We start from the raw sequence: 21803 nt of genomic DNA, 5'->3' as shown, positions 1-21803 counted from the left end.
TCGCGGAGGTCAGCTACCGGACTGCCAGTCGATGCGCGCCACGTCCATGCCTTCGGCAATAAGGGCGCGGTGCACGTTCTCGGCGTGGCTGCGGTCGCGGGTCTCCACCGTGACGTCGAGCCGGGCGCCCTTGGCGTGAACGTCGAGGAAGTGGCGCTTGTGCTCCACCTCGAGGATGTTGGCGCCGAGACTGCCGAGCAGGGTCGAGATGATGCCGAGCTCGCCCGGCCGGTCGAGCATGGAGAAGCGGAAGGAGACGATGCGCTCTTCGCGTTCCAGCTCGCGCAGCATGATCGAGGCGACGGTGCGCGGGTCGATATTGCCGCCGGACACCACGAGGCCGACATTGCGGCCGCGATACCGCTCCGGTTCGGCGAGCAGCGCGGCGAGGCCGCCGGCGCCGGCGCCCTCCGCCAGCGTCTTCTGCTGGGTGAGGAACAGATTCACCGCCCGCTCGAAGGTGGGCTCGTCGACCAGCACCACATCGGAGACCAGCGCCGAGACGATCTCGCGCGTCAGCACGCCGACATTCTTCACCGCGATGCCTTCCGCCAGCGTCGTGCCCTCGCAGGGCAGGTTCTGCTGGTGGAGCGCGTTCCACATTGCGGGATAGAGCGTCGTCTCGACGCCGACCAGCTCGATATCGGGGCGGATATGCCGCGCCGCCACCGCCATGCCGGAGATGAGGCCGCCGCCGCCGATCGGCACCAGCATCACGTCGAGATCCGGCGCGTCCTCCAGCATCTCGGCGGCGATGGAGCCCTGGCCGGCAATGACGTGGCGGTCGTCATAGGGGTGCACCCAGACGAGGTTCTCCTCCCGCGAGATGCGGTCAGCCTCGACGCTGGCATCGGCCACGGTCTCGCCGTGCAGCACCACGCGGGCGCCATGGGCCTCGGTCGCCGCCACTTTCACGATGGGGGTGAATTTCGGCATGACGATGGTGGCACGGATGCCGAGGCGGGCGGCGTGATAGGCCACCGCCTGCGCATGGTTGCCGGCCGACATGGCGACGACGCCATGGGCGCGCTCCTCGGCGCTGAGGCTGGCGAGCTTCACCAGCGCGCCGCGCTCCTTGAAGCTCGCGGTGACCTGCAGATTCTCGTATTTGACGAAGACATGCGCGCCCGTAATCGCCGACAGGCGCGGCGCCGGCAGCGTGGGCGTGCGCAGCACCGCGCCGGTCAGCACATGGCGAGCTGCGGCGACGTCGGCGGGAGTTACGGGAAGGGTCATGGAACCACTCAGAATTCGCGCGGCCGCGTGGCCGCATTATTGAGGAGCCCGCCTGGCCTCAGCACGAGGAAGAAAGCCAGAAGGGCATAGATGACGAGATCGCGATAGACGATATCGAAGGTCGCCGACCACACGATTTCGACGGCGGCGACCAGCAGTGCGCCGAGAAAAGCACCCGGCACAGAGCCAATGCCGCCAATGATCGCCGAAATCAAGGCTTTGAGCGTAATCGCCAGCCCTTCGCCCGGCTGGACGGTGCCATAGGCGACGACGCTGACCGCACCGGCCAGCCCCGCGGCGGCTCCCGCCACCAGAAACGTACCGCTCCGCAGCGCCGGAACCCGGACACCGATGAGCGCCGCCATCAGCGGATCGTCGGCATAGGCCCGCCAGGCGCGGCCGAAACGAGTGAAGGCCATGAGGCCGAGTAGCGTCGAGGCCCCGCATAGGCTCATGCCGGCGGCGAGGAGCTGCGCGGCGGTCACCGTGGCAACGAAGCCGGACTGGCCGGCGAGCGGGATGGGCAGGTTCAACAGCGGCGGCAGCCAGTTGACCCGCAGCGGCGCCGTGATGCGCGCCGCCTCTCCCAACACCACCGCGACGGCAATGGTGCCGATCAGCACGGATTGCGGCGAGGAGGACGAGGAGGTCAGCGGGAGAACGACGTAGCGCCCGGTGATCCAGCCCAGCGTCATCGCTGCCGCGAGGCCGGCGGCGAGCGCCAGCAGCAGGTCAAGCGGCCCCAGCCGCCCGGCAAGGCTCGCCAGTTCCACCGCGATCAGCATGTAGACCCCGCCGGCGACCGCGATCTCGCCGAAAGCGAGATTGATGCGGCCGAACAGGCCATGCACCAGCGCGAAGCCTGTCGCGACGAGGCCGTAGATGCCGGCCAGCGCCGTGCCGTTGACGGCCTGCTGGAGCCAGTAGGCCACGCGTGGCGACAGCTGCAGCGCCGCTTCCGCAACGGGAGCATACGTTATGTCGGCCAGCCACCACCGCTTGAGGATATAGAGCCGGACGTCGCTCAGCGGCCCGGCGTCGGTGTCGACGGCGATCAGCGTGGCGCGGGCGACGCCGGTTTGGCCGGCAAAGGTGCAGATGATCCAGTGCGGGCGCGTGCGGGCCGCAGAGCGCACCCGATAGGACAGCTTGATGGCGGCGGCGCCCGGCACCGGTGTCAGTGCCGCCTCCTCGATCAGTGCGTCTGCGTCGTGCAAGGCCGGCGCCAAGCCGCGACAGATGCGCGCCTGGTCGGCATCTATGATCGAGCCGCAGGCCGACATGAGCAGGCACAGGCACAGCGCGGCGAGAGCAAGCAGCAGACGCATGGACCGGCCATCTATGGGCACGCGGGCCGGCCCGGCGACGGTCAGGCTTCGCGAGCGAGCTTCTCGGCGACGCGGGGAGCGAAATAGGTCAGCACGCCGTCGGCACCGGCGCGCTTGAAGGCCATCAGGCTTTCCATCATCGCCTTGTCGCCGTCGAGCCAGCCATTGCGCGCCGCCGCCTCGATCATCGCGTATTCGCCGGACACCTGATAGGCGAAGGTCGGTAGGCCGAATGCGTCCTTCAGCCGCCAGACGATATCGAGATAGGGCAGGCCGGGCTTCACCATCAGCATGTCCGCGCCTTCCTCGATGTCGAGGGCGGCTTCGCGCAGCGCTTCGGCGCCGTTGGCGGGGTCCATCTGGTAGGTGCGCTTGTCGCCCTTCAGGCAGCCGGTGGAGCCGACCGCGTCACGGAAGGGCCCGTAGAAGGCGGAGGCGTATTTGGCGCTGTAGGCGAGGATCTGCGCGTCGAGATGGCCTTGCGTGTCGAGGGCGCGACGGATGGCGCCGACGCGGCCATCCATCATGTCGGAGGGCGCGATGACGTCGGCGCCGGCATCGGCCTGCACCAGCGCCTGCTCGACCAGCACCGCCACCGTCTCGTCGTTGAGGATGCGGCCGTCCGCCGCGAGCAGCCCGTCATGGCCGTGGCTGGTATAGGGATCGAGCGCCACGTCGGTGATGAGACCGATATGCGGCACGGCATCCTTGATGGCGCGCAGCGCGCGGCACACGAGGTTGTCGCGGTTCAATGCCTCGCGCCCGTCGGCGCTGCGCAGGTCTGGGTCGGTATAGGGGAACAGCGCCAAAGCCGGAATGCCGAGGCCGGCGGCCCGTTCGGCCTCGCGCACCGCCTGGTCGATCGACAGGCGCTCGACGCCGGGCATGGAGCCGACGGGCGTGCGGGCCTCGCTGCCGTCCATGACGAAAATCGGCCAGATCAGGTCGGCGGCGGTCAGCGTGTTTTCGCGCGTCAGCCGGCGGGTCCATTCGGACTTGCGGTTGCGCCGGGGCCGGTGGGCGATGTCGAGGCGCGTGGCAGCATCGGAGCGGCCGGCGGGCTCGAGTTCCACGGGACGCGGGCGGGCGAAGGGAATGGGCATGGCGCACTCTTCGAAGCCAGTTTCGAACACTTATAACGTCATAAAGACTTCGAAGCGACATATTCACCCGGAGGATTGCGTAATCGCGCGAAATATGTCGCAGGTCATGTTGACGCGGCCGGGTAAGGCCGCGCCGGCTTGGAGGGCATGAATGACGACGCAGCCGATCGGCGTCCGCTTCGAGGTTTCCGGAGCGGCGGGAATCATCACGCTCGATCGCCTCAAGGCACTGAACGCCATCGACCATGCAATGCTGCGGGCCATGCGCGCCACGCTCGATGCCTGGATCGACGACCCCGCCGTCGCCACCGTCGTGCTGCGCTCGGCACATGAGCGGGCCTTCTGCGTTGGCGGCGACGTGCGGGCGATGCACGATCTCGGCCGCGCCGGCCGGGAGGCGGAGGCGCGCAGCTTCTGGCGCGACGAATACCCGCTCAACCATCTGATCTCGCGCTATCCCAAGCCCTTCGTCGCGCTGGTCGACGGGCTGTGCTTCGGCGGCGGTTTCGGCGTGTCCGGCCATGCCCGCTACCGCATCGCCGGAGAGGGGCTCGGCTTCGCGATGCCGGAAGTGGCGATCGGCCTGTTTCCCGATGTCGGCGGCACCTATGTGCTGCCTCGCCTGCCGGGCTGGCGCGGAACCTGGCTCGCCATGACCGGCGCCCGCATCGGCATGGCGGATGCGATGGCACTGGGACTCTATACCCACCACGTGCCGGTTGAGCGTTGGTCGGACCTCGTCGCGGCCTTCGCCGCCGGCGACGAGGTGGAGCCGACGCTGGCGCGATTCGCCGTGACGCCGCACGCCCCGCCGCTGGGGCCGCTGTTCCCGACCATCGACCGCATATTCGCCGGCGGCAGCGTCGCGGCCGTGATGGCGGCGCTCGATCATGCCGCCGGCCTCGACGGCGTGGAAGGCGAATTCGCCCGCAAGCAGGCCGAAACCATTCGCCGCGCCTCGCCGACCAGCGTGCACATCGCCTTCGAGCAGATGCGCCGGGGGCTCGCCCACGACCTCGCCGGCTGTCTTGTGCTCGAGTTCCGCGTGGTGTCGCGGCTGCTCGCCCAGCACGACTTTTATGAAGGCGTGCGCGCGGTGCTGGTGGACAAGGACATGAGCCCGCATTGGCAGCCGGCGGATCTCGACGAGGTCGACCCGGCCGCCATCGCCGCGCTGTTCGACGAGCCGCTGCCGGACGATTTGGTGCTGACCTGAGGGGTTTTTCGGTTATGCAAGCGCGATGAGCACGCCCTACGATCCGATCGACGCCACCCTCGGCCCCGCCGGCGCCGCCATGCCGCCCTGGCAGCGGCGGGTGCTGCTGTACCTTCGCATGCTGGCCGGCTTCCTGCTGCTGAAGACGGTCTATAGCTGGACGCTGATCTGCGGCGTCTGGGACGGCCAGACCAGCCGTTTTGAAATGCTGTCGCTCGCCGCGCAGTCCGCGGTGATCTGGGCGGCGATCATGAACCCGGTCGCGGCGGTCGGCCTCTGGCTCGGCGCGGCATGGGGCGTGGTGCTCTGGCTCGTCACCGCCATGGTGCAGATCCTCATCAACGCTTCCGCACCGGAAGGCGTTGGCCGGCTGCTGATCGTCGCCGCGGTCGAGACGGTGCTGGTCGCCGTCTACGCCTGGCTGACCTACAAGGCCGGACGCGAAGCTGAACGCTGATCGACGCTTAACCCTTTGTAAGGCATAAGCGTTTCGATTCGATTCATCCTTCCGCTTAAACGGACTTTCAGACGCGCCCCCGAATATGGAACGACACAGAGGGAGAAAATCCCCATGACGTTGAGCCGGGGTGTCGAACATGAGAAGCGCAGCGCGGGCCTTGGTGCCCGTACCCGACGAGACGTCGCAGGACGCGATCACGCCGCTGTATCACGAGGCGTTGACGCTGGTTGAGCGGCTGCACCGCCGTCTGCTCGACGTGGTGAAGGACGAGTTCGACCGGCGCGGTCGTTCGGACGTCAACCCGGTGCAGGCGCTGCTGCTGTTCAATATCGGCGACTCCGAGCTGACGGCCGGGGAGCTGCGCACGCGCGGCTATTATCTCGGTGCCAATGTCTCCTACAATCTCAAGAAGCTGGTGGAGACCGGCTATCTCGACCACCAGCGCTCGCGGGTCGACCGGAGGGCGGTGCGCATCAGCCTTACGCCCAAGGGCGAGGAGGTGCGCGACATCGTCGGCTCCCTCTACGCCAAGCACATCGCCACCATCGAGCAGATCGGCGGCATCGGCTCGCAGGATTTCCAGGTGATCAACAGGGCACTGCAACGGCTCGAGCGCTTCTGGACCGACCAGATCCTCTACCGCCTCTGATCTCACCCCGCCGACGCCTTGCCGATCCCGTCGGCAGACGACGAATTCCCCGCCATCGAACCGCGGATCGCGCTGTGGAGACACGGCACCGCGGCGGCCGCCTAATGCCCGTCTTCGGCTGCTCGTCGGGCGAGGGGTGGTTCAGATACACCTGCGGCTTCGGCCGGGTCGGTCCGTGACCAATCCAGCGGAGCGCGGGCCACCTTTCAGAGCCGTCTTAGCCAGGTGTTCCAGTCAGGGTGGTGAAACTGGTTTCGTGCCCGCATGTATTTCCACATTCCATATTTGTGAAAATCGAAGTCGAGGCTGGAAACAGCTTCCTGAATCATGGCCCATGTCGACCATTTGAGATCCGCGAGACCCTTGAGCACGTTGATACGCGCTTCGATCGGCCGGGTTACGCGTCCAAAATATTCCTCGATCATTTCCCGTTCGATTTCCCTGGGAAATGCCATTTCATCGAACCAGCCGGCGAGTTCATAGGCACGCTCGTTGTTCGACGCATATTCAAAATCGACGATCAGCACGTCGTCGGTCTCGTCGATCATGAAGTTGCCGGCGAGCGTGTCGTTCATGCACGGCACGAGATCGAGTCCCGAAGCACTGAGCGCTGCCTTGGCCTCGGCGCAGCGGCGCATCAGGAATGGCTGGTCGGCAGGCAGCCGGCCCTGGACGCCCAGAGCCTGCACCACATGTTCCTCGATCATGTCGAATATGGTCTTGGTGAGCCCGAGCGGCGTGCTGTCGTTAAAGGCCCGCAGGGCGCGCACCGCGTTGCGACGGACCGTAGGACGCAGGAAGTCGAGATTCGACGAGGCGCGAAAACCCTCGACAAAGGCGAATATCTCGACGCCCAATTCGGGGAGGAAGTCGACGGCCTCCACGCCAAAGCCGCTGGCATGCGCTCGGCAACTCGCCTCATGGGCGGCTGTCCGGTCGATGAACATCTCCGTGCCGCGCCCCGGCGCCTTGAGGAAATAATCGCGCTCGCCTCCCTCGTCGATCCGCCAGTTGGCGTTGCTGATGCCGCCGGCAACGGGCCGATAGCGCAAGGTCCGCCCGCTCCATCGCGGCGTCTGGGCGAGGATGGCTTCCAGTTCGAGCTCGGCGGCTGTTTCCGCCGCGCCAAGAGTCTTCCAGGACATCGCGGCCTTCTCCTTCGCGTGCCTAAAGCCGGCGGAGCCAGGTCTCGAAGCCTCGCGACGCGACGTTTGCGTGCGCATGCGACAGACGCCAGGTTCCGTATTTATGAAATTCGATGCCGCGTCTGTGTGTGGCGACCGCACGCGCAAGGCCCCACAGGCCCCACATGGTGTCGTCCACGATGCCGTAGAGGCGGCATCGGTTCAGCACGCGCTCCTCGCAAACCCCTGCATAGGCTTGGATCGCGGCACGCTCATCCGCCTCGAATCGGCAGACCTCGTTGATCGACGCTCCGACGTCGAACCAGGGATCATTGTCGCCAGCCAGATCGAAATCAACGAGCCGAACATCCCCTGTTTCGGGATCGACCATGATGTTCGAGGCCACTCCGTCATTGTGGCAAAAGGTCAGGTCGATTCCAGCTGCCTGAATCGCCTGTCCGATCAGAGCGCAGGTTGCGACCAAGCGATCCGTATCGTCGGGCAGAGAGGCGCCTGAAGCGACGACCTCCACGAAGAGGGCCTGGATCCGCGCGAAAGGGTCGAAGCGATGGCCGATCGGCCCTTCGACGTGCAGGCTTTTCTTCGCTGTCAGGGCCTTGCCGAGAAGCTTCGCGTCCTGAAGATCACCCACGCGGGCATACCGCCAGGGCGGGCCGAGGAAGGCGAGCGCAAGGACGCCGTCGGCCTCGGCGATGACATCCGGGGCAACCCCCACGCACGCGGCCTTCCGGGCGGCTTCGGCGGCGTGGGGAGTAATGTCGGCGGCACAATCATCGTGCCGGATTTTCAGGAACACGCTGGACCCGTCGACGAGGTCGAGCCGAACGCCGTCCGAAGCGACGCCGCGGTGCATCGGCGAGGCGACCGGGGCGGCGGCTAGAGCATGGGAGCGGACACGGCTGGCCAAGGTGGGCAGGCGCGCGAGCGCGGCTTCGACGCGAACCTCAAAGGGGAGGGTGGATACGATCATCGCGCTCATCCGCGGCTCCATTCGTCATGGCCCGTTCCACCGATCCGCCCGACCGGCACAGGCGCGCCGCCGCCTCCAGAAGGAGCTGAAAGCCTGCTTCAAGATCGTCGGGTGCCGTGTATTCGCGTTCGTTATGAGCGATGCCGTCCACGCTCGGGACGAAGACCAGGCCGGTCGGACAGATTCCGAGCAGGCTGATGGCGTCGTGACCGGCTACCGTATCCACATCGATGTGCGACAGGCCCAGAGCATCGGCACAGACGGTGGCAAGGTCGCGCACATTGCGCGGCATCGGCCGTGCCATCCGCTCGGCGCGTTCAAACACACCGACAGTCACTCCGGCGCGCTCCGCCGCGCTGCGAACGGCTTCGGCGCCGAGTTCGCCGGCCTGGCGCAGGATGCCGTCATCCGCCGCGCGGATCTCGACAGACAGGCTGACCTCGCTTGGAACGACATTCGAAGAGTTCGGCAGCACGACGAGGCGGCCGACCGAGGCGTGCACGGCGCCAGGCCATCGGTCAGCGATCGCACGGGTCTCCGCGATCAGATAGGCTGCCGCCAGCAATGCGTCGCGCCGGCGCTTCATCGGGCTTGGACCGGTATGGGTCTGCTCGCCGTCAAAGCGCACCTCGAACTTGCAGGCCCCCCAGTTGCGGCAGACGATGCCGATCGTCGCGCCGGCCTGCTCCAGCGCCACGCCCTGCTCGACATGGAGTTCGAGATAGCAGGCGGGAGTCTTCGGTGGAGCGTCGCCGCCGCGCTGACCGATCGACTCGAGCGCCTGCCTCAGCGGGATACCGGAGTCGTCGGTGCGGGCAAGGGCATAGGCCGCATCATGCCGCCCGGCAAAGAAGCCGCTGCCGAGCAGGCTCGGGCGAAACCGGGCACCCTCCTCGTTCGTCCAGTTCACGGCGCAGAAATCGGCCGAGAATTCCTCGCCCGCCTGTTTCGCGGCCGCCAGGGCATCGCCGACGGCGAGGGCGGCCGCCACGCCGAGCGCACCATCGAAGCGCCCGCCGCGCGGCTGGCTGTCGAGATGGGAGCCGAACATCACGAGCGCAGCGTCGTCTTCCGAAGCCAGTGAAAACAATCCGTACTGGTTGCCGACGGCGTCGATGCTCACCGTGCCGCCCGCGTGCCGCACAGCGGCCTCGAACACCGCGCGCGCTTCGCCATCGGCCCCGCTGGCGCATAGCCGGTCAACGCCGCCGGCATCTGTCGCGCCGCAGGCCGCGAAGGCGTCGAACAGGCTATGGAAGCGGGCGACCGCGTCGGGATTGCGCAGTGGAAGGGAGGGTACGCTCACGGTGCCTGGATCGGTTGTTCGGGGAATGGAAAGTGCGATCTGCACAAGACGTCTAGTTGAAACATATATCTAGACGTTTGCAACAGGTATCGCGTCGCACCCTAAACATTCCAGCGCTCCCGCGGTGAGGCATCATGATGCCAAGCGAACGGCACAGGCCCTCCCAGCGCTCTGCCACCGGCGCCTCAAAGACCGATGAGACCGCGTGGATTTTGGGACGTTGCCGGCTTCGCAGTTGTTGTCCGGCCGCTCATCCAGGGCGGATAGATGAACCGTTCTGTATTGTAAGGCTCCGGAGCGATCATGGAGAGCGACTTCCGGAAGTCCTGGATCTGGTAGAATATGTGCGGCATCCCGAGCGAAGGATCGTGTGTCACGACGGGATAGGGAACAACCGCTTGCCAGTCGGGATGATAGCGGATCGTGCCGTGGACACTGCGGTAGATCATGCCCTTTAGGGCGAAGGCGACCTTGCGGTTCTGCTCGAAATCGCCCGGCGGACCAGAGCCGCCCGCCATGGCGGCCGCCACGGCGTAATGATGCATGTTGCTGTAGGACTGGCAGCCAATCGTGGCTGTCGAGCCCTCGCCGAAGCGCGCATTGTAGCGGGCCTCGAAGCGCTTGCCCATTTCGTCGCGCAGAAGACCGATCACCGAGGAGACGATGACCCCGTCGCTCGCCTCCTGGGCAATGTCGTTGAAGGTGCGGTGCATTGCGCCGTATTGCAGATAGACGATGCAATCCATAGGGTTGGCCCGGAACTGCCGCTGGAAATGCGCCAGGTCGACCGCATAGAAGTGCGTGTTCGCGAGCACGGCGGGATTGGCGGAGCGCACTTCGTCGAGCACATCGCGCCAGTGGTGCGTCGGCGTCTGCACGATCTTCGGCCCGAAGGCCACCCGCCAGCCGAAATCGGCCGCCGTCTTCGCCATGGCATTGGCAATGACGATGCTGTAGGGCTTGGAGCCGGAGATGATGGCGATCCGATCGGATTGCGGCGTCCACTGGCCGGTGTCGCGTAGCCAGGAAATGAACTTGATGAATCCGGGCCCGTACCAGTAATCGGCCGGATCCGCCATGAAGCAGCCAAAATAGCGATCCGGGTCGCTCATGACCGTGTCATGGTGCTGCAACAGCGTATTCGAATGGACGTAGATGATCCCGGCGTCGGCGATCGGCTCGTACTCGGAATTCTGCGGCCCGATGTTGTAGCCATTGATGATCGCGTGGACTTTGTGCTTCTCGATCAGCCATCGCGCGGCACTGACGACTTCCTCCGCCGTCTGGCGACAGGTGTCGGCGAAGATCGGCTGTATCGGCCGGCCGAGCAGCCCGCCCCGGGCATTGAGCTCCTCGACGGCGAGAATCATGCCCTTGCGGAACTCCGCACCGTCCGCCGCCGACGGGCCGGTGAGCGGCACCATGCTGCCGATGGGCACAGGCTCATTGCGCTCGGTCACGTGAGGCTTCTCCTGGGCTGGACGGCTGTCGGTTCGCCGACATTCACCAGCGAAGGCTCGAACAACAGATTGTGCATCAGCACGCGCAGCCGCGGCGGGCTGACCGGCTTGACCAGCACGGGCAATCCGGCCGTGCGGATGCACTCGATGACGCGGGGTTCGGCGTCGGCCGTCACGATCATCGCCGGCACCTCGGCACCGATCGCTCCCCGCAACCTCTCGACCACGTCGACGCCCATGCGCGCCTTGAGATTATAGTCAGCCACGATCAATCGAGGCGATACGCCGCTTTCGATCAGCCGAATGGCTTCCGCCTCGTCCGCCGCTGCGTGCACGTCGATGCCCCAGCGCTGAAGCAGCTGGGTCATGGTCTGTCGCAGGATGTCGTCATCCTCGACCAGGATGACAGGCGTGCCGACGAACTCGCCCGCGACGGTCTCGCTGATCTCGACGTCATTCGCCTCGCTGTGCCAGATGTTTCCCATCGGGACCGTGACCGAGAATATCGACCCCCGCCCGACTTCCGAGCGCAGGCGGATGGGAAGCTCGAGCAGGTCGGCCAGGCGCTTGACGATATTGAGGCCGAGGCCGAGGCCGCTCTTCTGCGCGCGCTGCTCTTCCGCCCGGAAGAACTCGTCGAACACGCGTTCGCGGTCTTCCTCGCGGATGCCGCGCCCCGTATCCACCACCTCGATCCGCAGGCCGTTCGCCTCGCGCCGGCAGCCAACGACGATGCCGCCGACCTCGGTGAAGCGAACGGCATTGGCGACGAAATTGCTCAAGATGCGTTCGAGCAGGGCCCGGTCGGTCGCGATCGTGCCGCGCGGCGGGACGAACACGAGGCGAAGCCCCTTCTCGCGCGCCTGATGGCGAAACTGGACGTCGAGGCGCTCGAACAGCTGCGACAGCTGGAACGAGGTGATGCGCGGCTCCACGCGGCCGGCATCGAGCTGCCCGATCTGGAGAAGCGCCCCGAGCAGATCCTCCATGATGGAGGTGGCGATCCCCATGGCATGCAGCATGTCGGAGCGATGCTCGGCATCCTCCTCGCGGATGCAGTTGTAAATGAGGATCTTCAGTGATGCGAGCGGCTGGCGCAGATCATGGTTTGCCGCCCGCAGAAATCGCGATTTGGCCTCGTCCGTTGCCTCCGCGGTTTCCTTGGCGAGCTGGAGCGCACGCTCATTGCTCTTGACGGCGGTAACATCCGAAAAGGTCATGGTCATGCCGCCGGACGCCATCGGTGCCTGCGTCAGATTGAGCGCGCTGCCGGTGGCAAAAAGATAGTCCTCGCTGCGCTCCATGCCGAACGACGCAATCTGCTGGCGCTCCCACGCCTCGGCGTCGATCGGCAGCACGCATTCGCTCGAATGCGCCATGGTGGCGATGAACGCCTCGAAACTCATGCCGATCTGCGCCGGCAGATCCCAACTCCGCCGGAAGCGATCATTCACATAGACCAACCGCCGCTCGCAGGACCAGATCAGGACGCCGAAGGGAGCGATGTCCAATCCGGCGAAAATCTCGCTGAGGTGCTCCGATCCGGCAGAAGCAGGCGCGTCGGTCACGTCAGGCGGACTCCCCCGCGTTGAAGCGTCCAATGGCATAGTGCACGGCGGCGGACCGGTCCCGGATGTTGAGCTTGCGCATGGCATTTCCCAGATGCACGCGCACCGTCTGGCTGCTGAGCTCGAACTCCTCCGCGATCCGCTTCACCGAGTAGCCGCGGCCGAGCAAGCCGAGCACGTCACGCTCGCGGGGGGTCAGCAGGTCGAGTTCGTCGCGCGGCTCGTCGGTCGGCGCGGCTGGCGTCGGGTTCGCGGCTATCGCGGGAGCCGGCTTGGCGGCGGGCTTCGACGTGCTGCTGCCGGCGGAGCGTTCGATGATCCGGCGGGGGAAGCTCACCTCGCCGGCCAGCACCCGTTCCAGCGCGCGTTCGATCTCGGAGCCGCCAGCGGATTTCGGCACATAGCCGATGACGCCTTGCTCCACGGAGCGCAGCACGTGGTCGACATCCTCATGGACGGAAACCACCACCACCGGCACATCCGGAAAATTCGTCCGCAGCTTGTGCAGGCCGTCGAAGGCATCGAAGCCGGGCATGACCAGATCGATCAGCACGAGATCGATATCAGGGTGCTTGACGAGCAGCGCCGCGGTCTCGTCGAAGGTTTCCGCTTCAAAGATCTCGAGCTTCTGACGCAGGCGCCGCATGACCTGCTTCAGCGATTGACGGACCACCCAATGGTCATCGGCGATGAGGATCTTCATATGGTCAGCGATCGCTGCTTCCGACGGTCGTCGACGCCCTCGGACGCGAAACAGCGTCAATCGAGCCTGCGTACGCACAATCTTAGATAAGCTCCTTCTGTCACGATTGCGACATTATTTAAAGGGGTTTGACGCAATTGCGCTAGCGAAAGAGCGCGGAGCCGCCTTATCAATCAGGAGCAGCATCGACGAAACATCTAGCTTTCGCACGACCAAGCGAGGGCGATATTGAGGCTCCCACTGCGGCGGGCAGGGCGCTTCTTGGCGGAAATCGCACGCGGTCCAAGGGTACGCGGGGGAAGATGGGCGGGGAGGGGCACGCATGCCAGAAGTCGCTTAATATCAAGGCGCTTGTCCAGTTTTTGACCGCCATATTGACGTCAGCGCAGGCAGTTTTTAATCGCCACAAGAAACTTTCATCACTCTAACGAAAAACCATTGACGGAGCTTCGGGCCTTAACTTATCATCTAGATAATTGGTCTAGTGGCGAATAAAGCGCCCGGACGAGTAGATGAAATGCCCATTCAACACGGGATGTCCGAAGGGTCGCAACTATGAAGATCACGCGCCGCAACATACTCAAGACGACCGTCGCCGCTTCTGCAGCTCTTGCTATGCCTCATCTTTGGCTGCCCAAGTCCGGCGAAGCCTGGGGGGCGACCCTGAAGAAGGGTGAGCCGATCAAGGTCGGGCTCCTGTTCTCGCTCACCGGTTCGCTCGCCGTCCCGGAGGAGGATTCCACGCTCGTCATGCAGTACGCCATCGACGAGATCAACAAGGCGGGCGGCGTGGCCGGCGTGCCGATCGAGCCGGTGATCGTCGACGCGAAGTCCGACTTCGCCGTCTATTCCGAGAAGGCCAAGGAACTCATCCTGCGCGACAAGGTCATCGCGCTGTTTGGCTGCTACACGTCGGCGAGCCGCAAGGCGATCCTGCCGACGGTGATGCAGCGCGACCACCTGCTGTATTACCCCACCTGCTACGAGGGCGCGGAATGCACCCAGAACACGATCTGCACCGGTCCGCTCGCCAACCAGCATTCGCAGGACCTCATCCCCTTCATGGTGCAGCAGTTCGGCAAGCGCGTGTTCTTCGTGGGCTCGAACTACGTGTGGCCGAAGGAATCGAACAAGAACGCCAAGGTCTGGCTGGAGAAGGCCGGCGGCGAGCTGTTGGGTGAAGAATACATTCCGCTCGGAAGCTCGGAATTCGGGCCGGTGCTGAACAAGATTCGCGAAGCCAACCCGGACTTCATCTTCTCGACGGTGGTCGGCGCGTCCGACATCGCCTTCCACAAGCAGTTCAAGCAGGAAGGCTTCAAGGTCGACAAGATGCCGATCGCCTCGCTGACCACCGGCGAGATCGAAACGCGCGCCATGGGCGCGGAATTCGGCGCCGGCCACTTCCTGTCCGCGCCCTATTTCCAGTCGCTCGACACCCCGACCAACCACAAGTTCGTCGAGAGCTTCCTGAAGAGCAAGTACGGCAAGAACGGTACGACCCACTACAACATGGAGGAGACCTACACGTCTGCCTACGTGTTCAAGGCCGGCTTCGAGAAGGCCGCCGCCGCCGTGGGCTTCGAGAACGTCACCCCGCGCATCATCCGCGACAATTCGGGCGGCATACGCGTCGAGGACAATATCTCGCCGGAAGGCCTGATCTGGATCGACGAGAACAACTTCAACACCTGGCTGAAGCCGAAGATCGGCCAGTGCCAGGCCGATGGCACCTTCAAGATCGTGAAGGCTGCCGAAAAGCACGTCGCCCCCGACCCGTACTCGATCTACCCGGACGTCGGCGTCTGCACCAAGGACGGCCTGAAGGCGCCCGACGGCAAGATCCGCAAGAGCGTCATCTGACGTGGAACGGGCCCTGCGGCGCTGTGCGCCGCAGGGCCCTTCTCGTGTTTCATGCCTGGGCGCGCGCCCTGTCGCGCGGATGGGCCGCAAGGGCTTAACGGATACAATTCAATGGATCTGGGTTCGCTTCTGAATGCGCTCATTCTCGGCGTGAGCATCGCCAGCATCTGGTTGATCGCCGCGCTTGGCCTGACGATCATTTATGGCACGGCCGGCGTCATCAACATGGCGCATGGCGAGTTGATCATGCTTGGTGCCTATAGCTCCTACATGCTGCAATTCTACCTGGGCCTGCCTTATCTGCTGTGCCTGCCGGCCTCCTTTGTCATCGTTGCCCTGGTGGGGCTGGCGCTGGAGCGCGGCCTGATCCGCTATCTCTACAACCGTCCGCTGGACACGTTGCTGGCGACCTACGGCGTCTCGCTGGTGCTGATGCAGGGGGTTCGTCTGATCTTCGGCAGCGACCCGAAATATCTCGCTGTGCCGGAAATCTTCCAGAGCAACGTGATGCTGGGCTCGGTGTCGATTTCCGCGTTCCGCATTGTCGTTCTGCTGGTAACGTCGCTGCTGGTCTTCGCGCTGTGGCTGCTCTTCTACAAGACGCGGTACGGCGTCCAGGTGCGTGCCGTGATGCAGAACAAGGAGATGGCGGCGTCGTTCGGCATCAACGCCGGCCGGATCTACATGTTGACCTTTGCCCTAGGCGCCGGGCTGGCGGGCGTCGCGGGGGCGCTCTTTGGCGTGCTGGCGATCGTCCTGCCCACCATGGGGGCGAGCTATGTCGTGCAGGCGTTCCTCATGGTGGTGGTCGGCGGCGGCTCCCTGGCCGGAAGCGTGGTGGCGAGCGGCGTGACGGGCGAACTCCAGTCGGTCTTCGCCTTCTTCACCAACGACACCCTCGCCCGCTTCATCATCTTCGTGCTGATCGTGATCTTCCTGCGGTTTCGTCCGCAAGGCCTGTTTGCACAGGCGGGAGCCCGGCGATGACCGCCGCCGTCGTCAGCAACGCAGCGTCAGGACGGTTCTGAGACATGGGCAACCTCTATCACAACAAGATCGCGCAGTGGGTCGTGTATGTCGTGTTCTTCGCGGCACTGGCGATCGTCCCGATGATGGTGAGCGACAGCTTCCTGCTGAACCAGTTCGCCACCTACGGCGTCTACGGCATGCTGGCGCTTTCGATCAGCCTTTGCTGGGGCTTCGGGGGAATCCTGAACCTCGGCCAGGGCATAGCCTTCGGTCTCGGCGCCTATGGCATGGCGATGACCATGCAGATGCAGAGCCAGACGGAATCAAACCCCATTCCGCCGTTCATGCTGAACAACAGCCTCGATTACCTGCCGATGCTCTGGCAGCCTTTCCAGAGCACGGCGCTCGGGCTCATCCTGGCGGTCGCCGTGCCGACCCTGTTCTGCGCGGCGTTCGGCGGCATCATGTTCCGCGCACGTGTGTCGGGCCCGTTCTTCGCCATCATGACGCTGGCCATGCTCTCGGCCTTCTACACCATCATCCTGGACCGGCAGGCCTATACCGGCGGCGTCAACGGGCTGACGCCGCCCTCAGCCTTCCAGTTTGCCGGCGTGGAGATCGATCCCTACAGCCCGACCGCCTACTGGGTCGTGTTCAGCTTCCTGATGGGCGCCACCTTTCTGGCCAAGCTCATTACCCAGAGCTCCTTCGGCCTCGTCACGCAGGCGATCCGCGACGACAGCGAGCGCGTGCGCTTTCTCGGCTACAGCGTTGCCGGCTACGAGACGGTGATCTACACCATCTCGGGCCTGATCGCGGCGGTGGCGGGCTGCTGCTGGGTGATGCTGGTGCAATATGTCTCGCCCGCCCAGATGGACGTCAGCTTCAGCCTTTCGATCGTCATCTGGGCGGCCATCGGCGGACGGCACTCGCTCATCGGCTCGATCCTCGGCGCTTTCATCATCCAAGGCGCGCAGAGCTATCTCGGCGACACGTTTCTCGCGACCTGGCTGCTGATCCTGGGCGGCTTCTTCATCGTCGTTGTCCGGTTCCTGCCGAACGGCCTCGCCAGCCTCGTCGAATCGGCGCTCGGCCTGTTTGAGCGGAAAGAGCCGACCTCCTCGCCTGCGCCCGACGGCGGCAGGCCCATGCCAGCCGAGTGAGCGCCTTCATGTCCGGTCTTCTCGAAATCCGCAATCTGTCGAAAAGCTTCGACGCCACGAAGGTCATCAACGATTTCAGCATGGAGGTCGTCGAGGGCACCGTGTGCTGTCTGGTCGGCCCGAACGGTGCCGGCAAGACCACGACGATGGACCTCATCACGGGACGCATCAAACCGACATCCGGCAAAGTTATGTTCGCCAATGACGACATCACCGCGAAGCACGAGCATCTGATTGCCCGGGCCGGCATTGGCCGCAAGTTTCAGGTGCCGGCCGTGCTCCGCGATATGACCGTGCAGCAGAACCTGGAGGTCGCCTACAGCCGTCAGACCAACCCGTTCCGCAACCTGTTCAAGTTTCACAAGGCGGGACTGAAGGCCAAGCTCGACGAGGTCGCCACCCTCGCCGGCCTGACGGGTCGGCTGAACGAGCGTGCCGGCATTCTCTCCCACGGCGAGACCCAGTGGCTGGAGATCGGCATGGTGCTCATGCAGGAGCCCCGGCTGCTGCTGATGGACGAGCCGATCGCCGGCATGACCGAAGGCGAGGTCGAGAAGACCGCGCGGATATTCAAGGACCTGCGCAAGTCCGCGACGTTGCTGGTGGTTGAGCATGACATGGGCTTCGTCCGCGAGATCGCGGACGTCGTTGTCGTGATGCATATGGGTTCGCTGCTCGCTCAGGGCTCGATCCAGGAGATCGAAGCCGACCGGCGCGTGCGGGACGTATATCTCGGCGAGCAGGAGGCGGCATGAGCGCGTTGCTGAGTTTCGACAACGTCACTTCCTATTATGGCGGGACGCGCATCCTGAAAGATTTCTCCTTCGAGATCGAGAAGGGGCAGTGCCTGTGCGTGCTTGGCCGCAACGGCGTGGGCAAGACCACCTTGATGCGCACCATCATGGGGCTGACGGATCGCTCCGTCGGCGCGATCCGCATAAATGGCACCGAGTTGAGCAGCCAGCCAACGCATGTGCGCGCCACCTATGGACTCGGCTATGTGCCGCAAGGGCGCGGCATCCTGTCCAACTTTACCGTCCGGGAGAACATTCTGCTCGGAACCTTTGCGCGCTCCGACAAGGCCAGCGAGATCCCGGAACTCTGTCTGCGGATATTTCCCTATCTGAAGGAGAACCTCGATCGTCGCGCCGGCCTTCTGTCAGGTGGGCAGAAGCAGCAGCTCGCCATCGCCCGCGCGCTCGCGGTCGATCCGCAAATCCTGCTGCTCGACGAGCCGACCGAGGGCATCCAGCCGAACATCGTCCTCGAGATCGGCGAGATCCTGAGGATGCTCAACCAGGAACTCGGCATCAGCCTGATCGTGACCGAGCAGCACATCAAGGTGGCCCGCAAGCTCGGCGATGCCTTCCTCATGGTCGACAATGGCCGCGTGGTCGCTCAGGGCCCGATGTCGGAGATGACCGACGATCTGGTTGAGCGGCACATGACGATCTAGATGAAACGATAAAATATCTAGACGTAACTCGAGAAGTTATTGACGTTTTGTCTAGTATCAGTCAAATTCTAAACTGAGGCGTCTGTCGCCCGAGCGCGTCGAATTCAAGGCCCAGGGGCCGCTCGTCATGACGATGCGCGATACCCAGCGGCACATCTTCGATCCAGACGGAGAAAATTGGCGATGATACCGATTCCGAAGAAGGGCACGCCCGAGCGGGAAGCCATGATCAAGGAGCACAGGGAATGCGTCGACTCCATGAAAGGAGTTGCCGGCTTCTCGGTGCTCAAATGCGAGACACCCGGCGACACCACGGTCGTCACCGGCGGCGTTCATGAGAATCCGGACCTTCGCCGCGTGCTGCTGCGCATGCGCGGAGAGTCGCCGAAGGGCAAGCTCATCGTCATCTGCACCAAGGTCGATGCCGAATGGCGCATCGGTCGTCTGTCCGGCATCCGCGGGGTTCCGCCGGAGTTCGTCAACGACAAGGTCTATACCTGCGAGCAGGAAATCCAGCACGACATCTTCCTGATGCGCCTTGACGAACTGCCCGAGACCGCCGGCATGCCCGAAAACTTCCAGGAAGGCTGGAAGCATCGGGACGACAACTGGCCCGTTACCTGATCGCCGGGTTTCACGCGCTGCCGCGTCGAACCTTTTTAGCTTCGCATCAGCAGAGATTCTGTTCTCGCGGCCCTCCGGGCGCGAGCGGGAGCGGCTTGTCTGACGCCAGCTTCACTATTGGAGAAACGATACATGTGCGCCATGCGGCTGACAGGGTACGCTGACAAGTTCGGCGTCCATCCCGGCGACAAGATCAAGTTCTACGTGAATTGCGATGGCCCGGCGGAGTTCACCGCCGAAGTCGTTCACATGATCAATGGCGACACCAACCCGCGCAGTCCCGGCTTCATCGAGAAGCCGATCACGGCGGACGCCAACGGAACCTACAAGGGACGCAAGCAGATCATTCATGGTGGATCCTACGGGTACGTCGAGGATGCGCCACAGTTCCATGTCGACAGCTTCACCCTCCAGTGCCACGTCTGGCCGACCACGCCGAAGACCCATCCGCGCTACTGGAAGCACGGGGCGCAGGGGCTCGTCACCAAGTGGGTGGACGGCAAGGGCTATGGCCTCTTCATCAATGAAGAGGGCTTTGTCGAACTCCGCATCAACGAGCACAAGATCACCACCGGCGTGCCGATCCGTGATCACGCTTGGCATTTCGTCGCGGCCAGCTTCGATGCGGAGACGGGCGAGGCGGTGCTCTATCATGAACCCCTGATCGTCTACGCCCTTGATCCCGTCATCGAGCCGGTGAAGACCACGATCAAGACGAAGATCGTCCATACCGCGGCGCCGGTCGCGCTTGCGGCCTATGTCGAGAAGATCAGCGACGATCCCCTCGGGAAGTCTTCGCTTCCCGCCGGCGTCTGGTTCACCGGCAAGTATAACGGCAAGATCGACAGCCCGCGCATCGTCAAGAAGGCTCTGAGCCGCTTCGAGATCGAGCAGATGAAGGGTGGCGCGCAGCCCGGCCTCACGGAGCGCCGCAACTCCGGCCCGACCGGCGAGCTGTCCGCGCTGATCGTCGCCGCCTGGGACTTCTGGGACGGCATCGACACCATCATCGCCAAGGACAACGGCCCGTACCGCTTCGACGTGACGCTGGTGAACTGCCCGACGCGCGCGCTCACCGGCTATAACTGGGCGGGCGAGAACTTCGACTGGAAATACGCGAAGAAGGAATATGGCGCGATCCATTTCCATGACGACGACGTCGACAACGCCCGCTGGGAGGCGGATGTCGAGTGGACCGTACCGGAACAGATCAAGAGCCGCTTCTACGCTCTGAAGCTGACGACCTCGGAAGGCGATGAGGACTATATCCCATTCTGGATCGTTCCGAAGATCGGCAAGGAGCAGTCGAAGATCGCCGTCATGGTGCCGACGATCAGCTACATGGCCTATGCCAACGAGCACGTGGCCTGCAACGCCGGCGGCGCCGAGCTGTTCGTCTATCGCGTGCCGATCATGCAGCACCAGAACATGTTCCTGGCCGAGCACCGCGAATATGGCGGCTCGATCTACGACACGCACACGGACGGCTCGGGCATCTGCCTGTCGTCGCGGCTCCGTCCGATCCTGTCGATCCGGCCGAAATACGATCACTTCCTCGCCCAGGCGCCGTGGCAATACCCCGCCGATCTTCATCTGATCTACTGGCTGGAGACGATGGGCTACGAGTATGACGTGATTACCGACGAAGACGTCACCTATGACGGCCTCGCGCGGCTCGAGAACTACAACGTCATCATCACCGGCTCACATCCCGAGCACAATTCGGGCACCCAGCTCGACGCCCTGCACAACTACACCCAGCGGGGCGGGCGCCTGATGTATATGGGCGCCGATGCCTGGTACTGGGTGCACTCGTACCATCCGGCCTATGACGATGTCGGACGCGGCGTTATCACCGAGATGCGGCGCTGCGAGTCCGGCATCCGCACCTGGCGCGCCGAACCGGGCGAGTACTACCATCAGGGCACCGGAGAACTGGGCGGCATGTGGCGCTTCCGGGGCCGGTCGCTCTACTCGGTCGCCGGCGTCGGCATGACCAATGAAGGCTTCGACATCTCGACCTATTACAGCCGGACGCCGGACAGCCTTGACCCGCGTGTGGCCTGGGCCTTCGAGGGCATCTCCTACGATGAGCCGATCGGCAATTTCGGCCTCGTCGGCGGCGGCTGCGCCGGCCTTGAGCTCGACATCGTCGACGTCACGCTCGGCTCTCCGCCCCACACGCTCGCCGTCGCGACGTCGGCGGGCCGGCACACGGAAGCGTATCTTCTCGTCATGGAGGATTTCGGCTTCAACCAGCAGGGTCTCGACGGCACCGTCCACCCGCGCGTGCGCGGCGACATCGCCTTCCACGAAACCCCGAACGGGGGTGCGTGCTTCGCCTTCTCGTCGATCGCCTTCTGTGGCTCCCTGCCGTGGAACGAGTGCCAGAACAACGTGTCCACCCTGGTGAAGAACGTGCTCGACCGGTTCTCGGCGGATGGCCCGCTGCCGCCGGCTCCGGCGGACGCAATCAAGCATCGCGGCCGCGCGGACTACGAATCGCCGGCCCTTGCTGCGACCGCCTGAGCCCCTCGAATGGACTGCCGGCCCTGGCGCGGCTTGCGCGAGGGCCGGCCCTTCT

At 64.5% G+C, this 21803-nt stretch carries 19 protein-coding genes; 10 read left to right on the top strand and 9 right to left on the bottom strand.

Features of this window, described 5'->3' with window-relative positions; genetic code table 11:
- Window positions 1–9 precede the first annotated feature (9 nt).
- From AC1RU4_RS14175 to hemB, 3 genes are read right to left on the bottom strand one after another with little or no spacing between them, the layout of a single operon-like run.
- Window positions 10–1236, bottom strand: a complete 1227-nt coding sequence (locus AC1RU4_RS14175; RefSeq protein WP_492891738.1) for a threonine ammonia-lyase — start codon at window positions 1234–1236, stop codon at window positions 10–12.
- Window positions 1237–1244: 8 nt separating this feature from the next.
- Window positions 1245–2564, bottom strand: coding sequence for a branched-chain amino acid ABC transporter permease (locus AC1RU4_RS14170; protein ID WP_492891737.1), 1320 nt, complete (start codon window positions 2562–2564; stop codon window positions 1245–1247).
- A gap of 41 nt (window positions 2565–2605) precedes the next feature.
- A complete protein-coding gene (gene hemB, locus AC1RU4_RS14165) occupies window positions 2606–3667 on the bottom strand; it encodes a porphobilinogen synthase (protein WP_492891736.1) in 1062 nt (353 codons plus the stop codon).
- Between the two features lie 151 nt (window positions 3668–3818).
- Here hemB and AC1RU4_RS14160 point away from each other — a divergent pair, with 151 nt between their 5' ends.
- The 3 genes from AC1RU4_RS14160 (at window position 3819) to ldtR (ending at window position 5992) form a co-directional block, all read left to right on the top strand.
- Window positions 3819–4883: an enoyl-CoA hydratase/isomerase family protein gene (locus AC1RU4_RS14160; RefSeq protein ID WP_492891735.1), complete on the top strand. Its 1065-nt coding sequence runs from the start codon at window positions 3819–3821 to the stop codon at window positions 4881–4883.
- A gap of 25 nt (window positions 4884–4908) precedes the next feature.
- A complete protein-coding gene (locus AC1RU4_RS14155; protein ID WP_492891734.1) occupies window positions 4909–5340 on the top strand; it encodes a DUF6163 family protein in 432 nt (143 codons plus the stop codon).
- 139 nt (window positions 5341–5479) lie between these two features.
- Entirely contained in the window at window positions 5480–5992 is a 513-nt protein-coding gene (ldtR, locus tag AC1RU4_RS14150; RefSeq protein WP_492891733.1) for a transcriptional regulator LdtR, read from the top strand.
- Window positions 5993–6198: 206 nt separating this feature from the next.
- On the opposite strand, the gene AC1RU4_RS14145 is transcribed toward ldtR, so the two are convergent.
- The 6 genes from AC1RU4_RS14145 to AC1RU4_RS14120 form a co-directional block, all read right to left on the bottom strand.
- Entirely contained in the window at window positions 6199–7137 is a 939-nt protein-coding gene (locus tag AC1RU4_RS14145) for a phosphotransferase (protein ID WP_492891732.1), read from the bottom strand.
- A 22-nt stretch (window positions 7138–7159) separates the two neighbouring features.
- Window positions 7160–8116, bottom strand: coding sequence for a phosphotransferase family protein (locus AC1RU4_RS14140; RefSeq protein WP_492891731.1), 957 nt, complete (start codon window positions 8114–8116; stop codon window positions 7160–7162).
- Window positions 8082–9458, bottom strand: a complete 1377-nt coding sequence (locus tag AC1RU4_RS14135; RefSeq protein WP_492891730.1) for a Zn-dependent hydrolase — start codon at window positions 9456–9458, stop codon at window positions 8082–8084. Before AC1RU4_RS14135 ends, AC1RU4_RS14140 begins: the two co-directional genes overlap by 35 nt.
- Before the next feature lie 140 nt (window positions 9459–9598).
- Entirely contained in the window at window positions 9599–10873 is a 1275-nt protein-coding gene (locus AC1RU4_RS14130; RefSeq protein WP_492891729.1) for an ABC transporter substrate-binding protein, read from the bottom strand.
- On the bottom strand, window positions 10870–12441 hold the full coding sequence (locus AC1RU4_RS14125) for a sensor histidine kinase (RefSeq protein WP_492891728.1): 1572 nt from the start codon (window positions 12439–12441) through the stop codon (window positions 10870–10872). Before AC1RU4_RS14125 ends, AC1RU4_RS14130 begins: the two co-directional genes overlap by 4 nt.
- 1 nt (window position 12442) lies before the next feature.
- Window positions 12443–13144: a response regulator gene (locus AC1RU4_RS14120; protein WP_492891727.1), complete on the bottom strand. Its 702-nt coding sequence runs from the start codon at window positions 13142–13144 to the stop codon at window positions 12443–12445.
- 555 nt (window positions 13145–13699) lie between these two features.
- Here AC1RU4_RS14120 and AC1RU4_RS14115 point away from each other — a divergent pair.
- The 7 genes from AC1RU4_RS14115 to AC1RU4_RS14085 all read left to right on the top strand — a co-directional run bounded on the left by AC1RU4_RS14115 (window position 13700) and on the right by AC1RU4_RS14085 (window position 21748).
- On the top strand, window positions 13700–15007 hold the full coding sequence (locus AC1RU4_RS14115; RefSeq protein ID WP_492891726.1) for a transporter substrate-binding protein: 1308 nt from the start codon (window positions 13700–13702) through the stop codon (window positions 15005–15007).
- Between the two features lie 111 nt (window positions 15008–15118).
- Window positions 15119–15994 (top strand): urea ABC transporter permease subunit UrtB, encoded by an 876-nt coding sequence (urtB, locus tag AC1RU4_RS14110; protein WP_492891725.1) that lies wholly within the window; start codon window positions 15119–15121, stop codon window positions 15992–15994.
- A gap of 44 nt (window positions 15995–16038) precedes the next feature.
- Entirely contained in the window at window positions 16039–17139 is a 1101-nt protein-coding gene (urtC, locus tag AC1RU4_RS14105; protein WP_492891724.1) for an urea ABC transporter permease subunit UrtC, read from the top strand.
- 8 nt (window positions 17140–17147) lie between these two features.
- Complete coding sequence (gene urtD, locus AC1RU4_RS14100; RefSeq protein WP_492891723.1) at window positions 17148–17894, top strand: urea ABC transporter ATP-binding protein UrtD; 747 nt, start codon at window positions 17148–17150, stop codon at window positions 17892–17894.
- Entirely contained in the window at window positions 17891–18595 is a 705-nt protein-coding gene (urtE, locus tag AC1RU4_RS14095; RefSeq protein ID WP_492891722.1) for an urea ABC transporter ATP-binding subunit UrtE, read from the top strand. Before urtD ends, urtE begins: the two co-directional genes overlap by 4 nt.
- A gap of 183 nt (window positions 18596–18778) precedes the next feature.
- Window positions 18779–19219, top strand: a complete 441-nt coding sequence (locus AC1RU4_RS14090) for a N,N-dimethylformamidase alpha subunit family protein (protein ID WP_492891721.1) — start codon at window positions 18779–18781, stop codon at window positions 19217–19219.
- Window positions 19220–19360: 141 nt separating this feature from the next.
- Entirely contained in the window at window positions 19361–21748 is a 2388-nt protein-coding gene (locus AC1RU4_RS14085; protein ID WP_492891720.1) for a N,N-dimethylformamidase beta subunit family domain-containing protein, read from the top strand.
- Window positions 21749–21803 lie beyond the last annotated feature (55 nt).

This window comes from Ancylobacter sp. GW821-FHT10E12, from assembly GCF_058809335.1.
This window is presented reverse-complemented; position numbering and strand designations above follow the sequence as displayed.

Excerpts from the sequence above, each read along its gene's own strand:
- AC1RU4_RS14175 (WP_492891738.1), bottom strand. The coding sequence starts at position 1,236 with ATGACCCTTCCCGTAACTCCCGCCGACGTCGCCGCAGCTCGCCATGTG.
- AC1RU4_RS14170 (WP_492891737.1), bottom strand. The coding sequence starts at position 2,564 with ATGCGTCTGCTGCTTGCTCTCGCCGCGCTGTGCCTGTGCCTGCTCATG.
- hemB (WP_492891736.1), bottom strand. The coding sequence starts at position 3,667 with ATGCCCATTCCCTTCGCCCGCCCGCGTCCCGTGGAACTCGAGCCCGCC.
- AC1RU4_RS14160 (WP_492891735.1), top strand. The coding sequence starts at position 3,819 with ATGACGACGCAGCCGATCGGCGTCCGCTTCGAGGTTTCCGGAGCGGCG.
- AC1RU4_RS14155 (WP_492891734.1), top strand. The coding sequence starts at position 4,909 with ATGAGCACGCCCTACGATCCGATCGACGCCACCCTCGGCCCCGCCGGC.
- ldtR (WP_492891733.1), top strand. The coding sequence starts at position 5,480 with ATGAGAAGCGCAGCGCGGGCCTTGGTGCCCGTACCCGACGAGACGTCG.
- AC1RU4_RS14145 (WP_492891732.1), bottom strand. The coding sequence starts at position 7,137 with ATGTCCTGGAAGACTCTTGGCGCGGCGGAAACAGCCGCCGAGCTCGAA.
- AC1RU4_RS14140 (WP_492891731.1), bottom strand. The coding sequence starts at position 8,116 with ATGAGCGCGATGATCGTATCCACCCTCCCCTTTGAGGTTCGCGTCGAA.
- AC1RU4_RS14120 (WP_492891727.1), bottom strand. The coding sequence starts at position 13,144 with ATGAAGATCCTCATCGCCGATGACCATTGGGTGGTCCGTCAATCGCTG.
- AC1RU4_RS14115 (WP_492891726.1), top strand. The coding sequence starts at position 13,700 with ATGAAGATCACGCGCCGCAACATACTCAAGACGACCGTCGCCGCTTCT.
- urtB (WP_492891725.1), top strand. The coding sequence starts at position 15,119 with ATGGATCTGGGTTCGCTTCTGAATGCGCTCATTCTCGGCGTGAGCATC.
- urtC (WP_492891724.1), top strand. The coding sequence starts at position 16,039 with ATGGGCAACCTCTATCACAACAAGATCGCGCAGTGGGTCGTGTATGTC.
- urtD (WP_492891723.1), top strand. The coding sequence starts at position 17,148 with ATGTCCGGTCTTCTCGAAATCCGCAATCTGTCGAAAAGCTTCGACGCC.
- urtE (WP_492891722.1), top strand. The coding sequence starts at position 17,891 with ATGAGCGCGTTGCTGAGTTTCGACAACGTCACTTCCTATTATGGCGGG.
- AC1RU4_RS14090 (WP_492891721.1), top strand. The coding sequence starts at position 18,779 with ATGATACCGATTCCGAAGAAGGGCACGCCCGAGCGGGAAGCCATGATC.
- AC1RU4_RS14085 (WP_492891720.1), top strand. The coding sequence starts at position 19,361 with ATGCGGCTGACAGGGTACGCTGACAAGTTCGGCGTCCATCCCGGCGAC.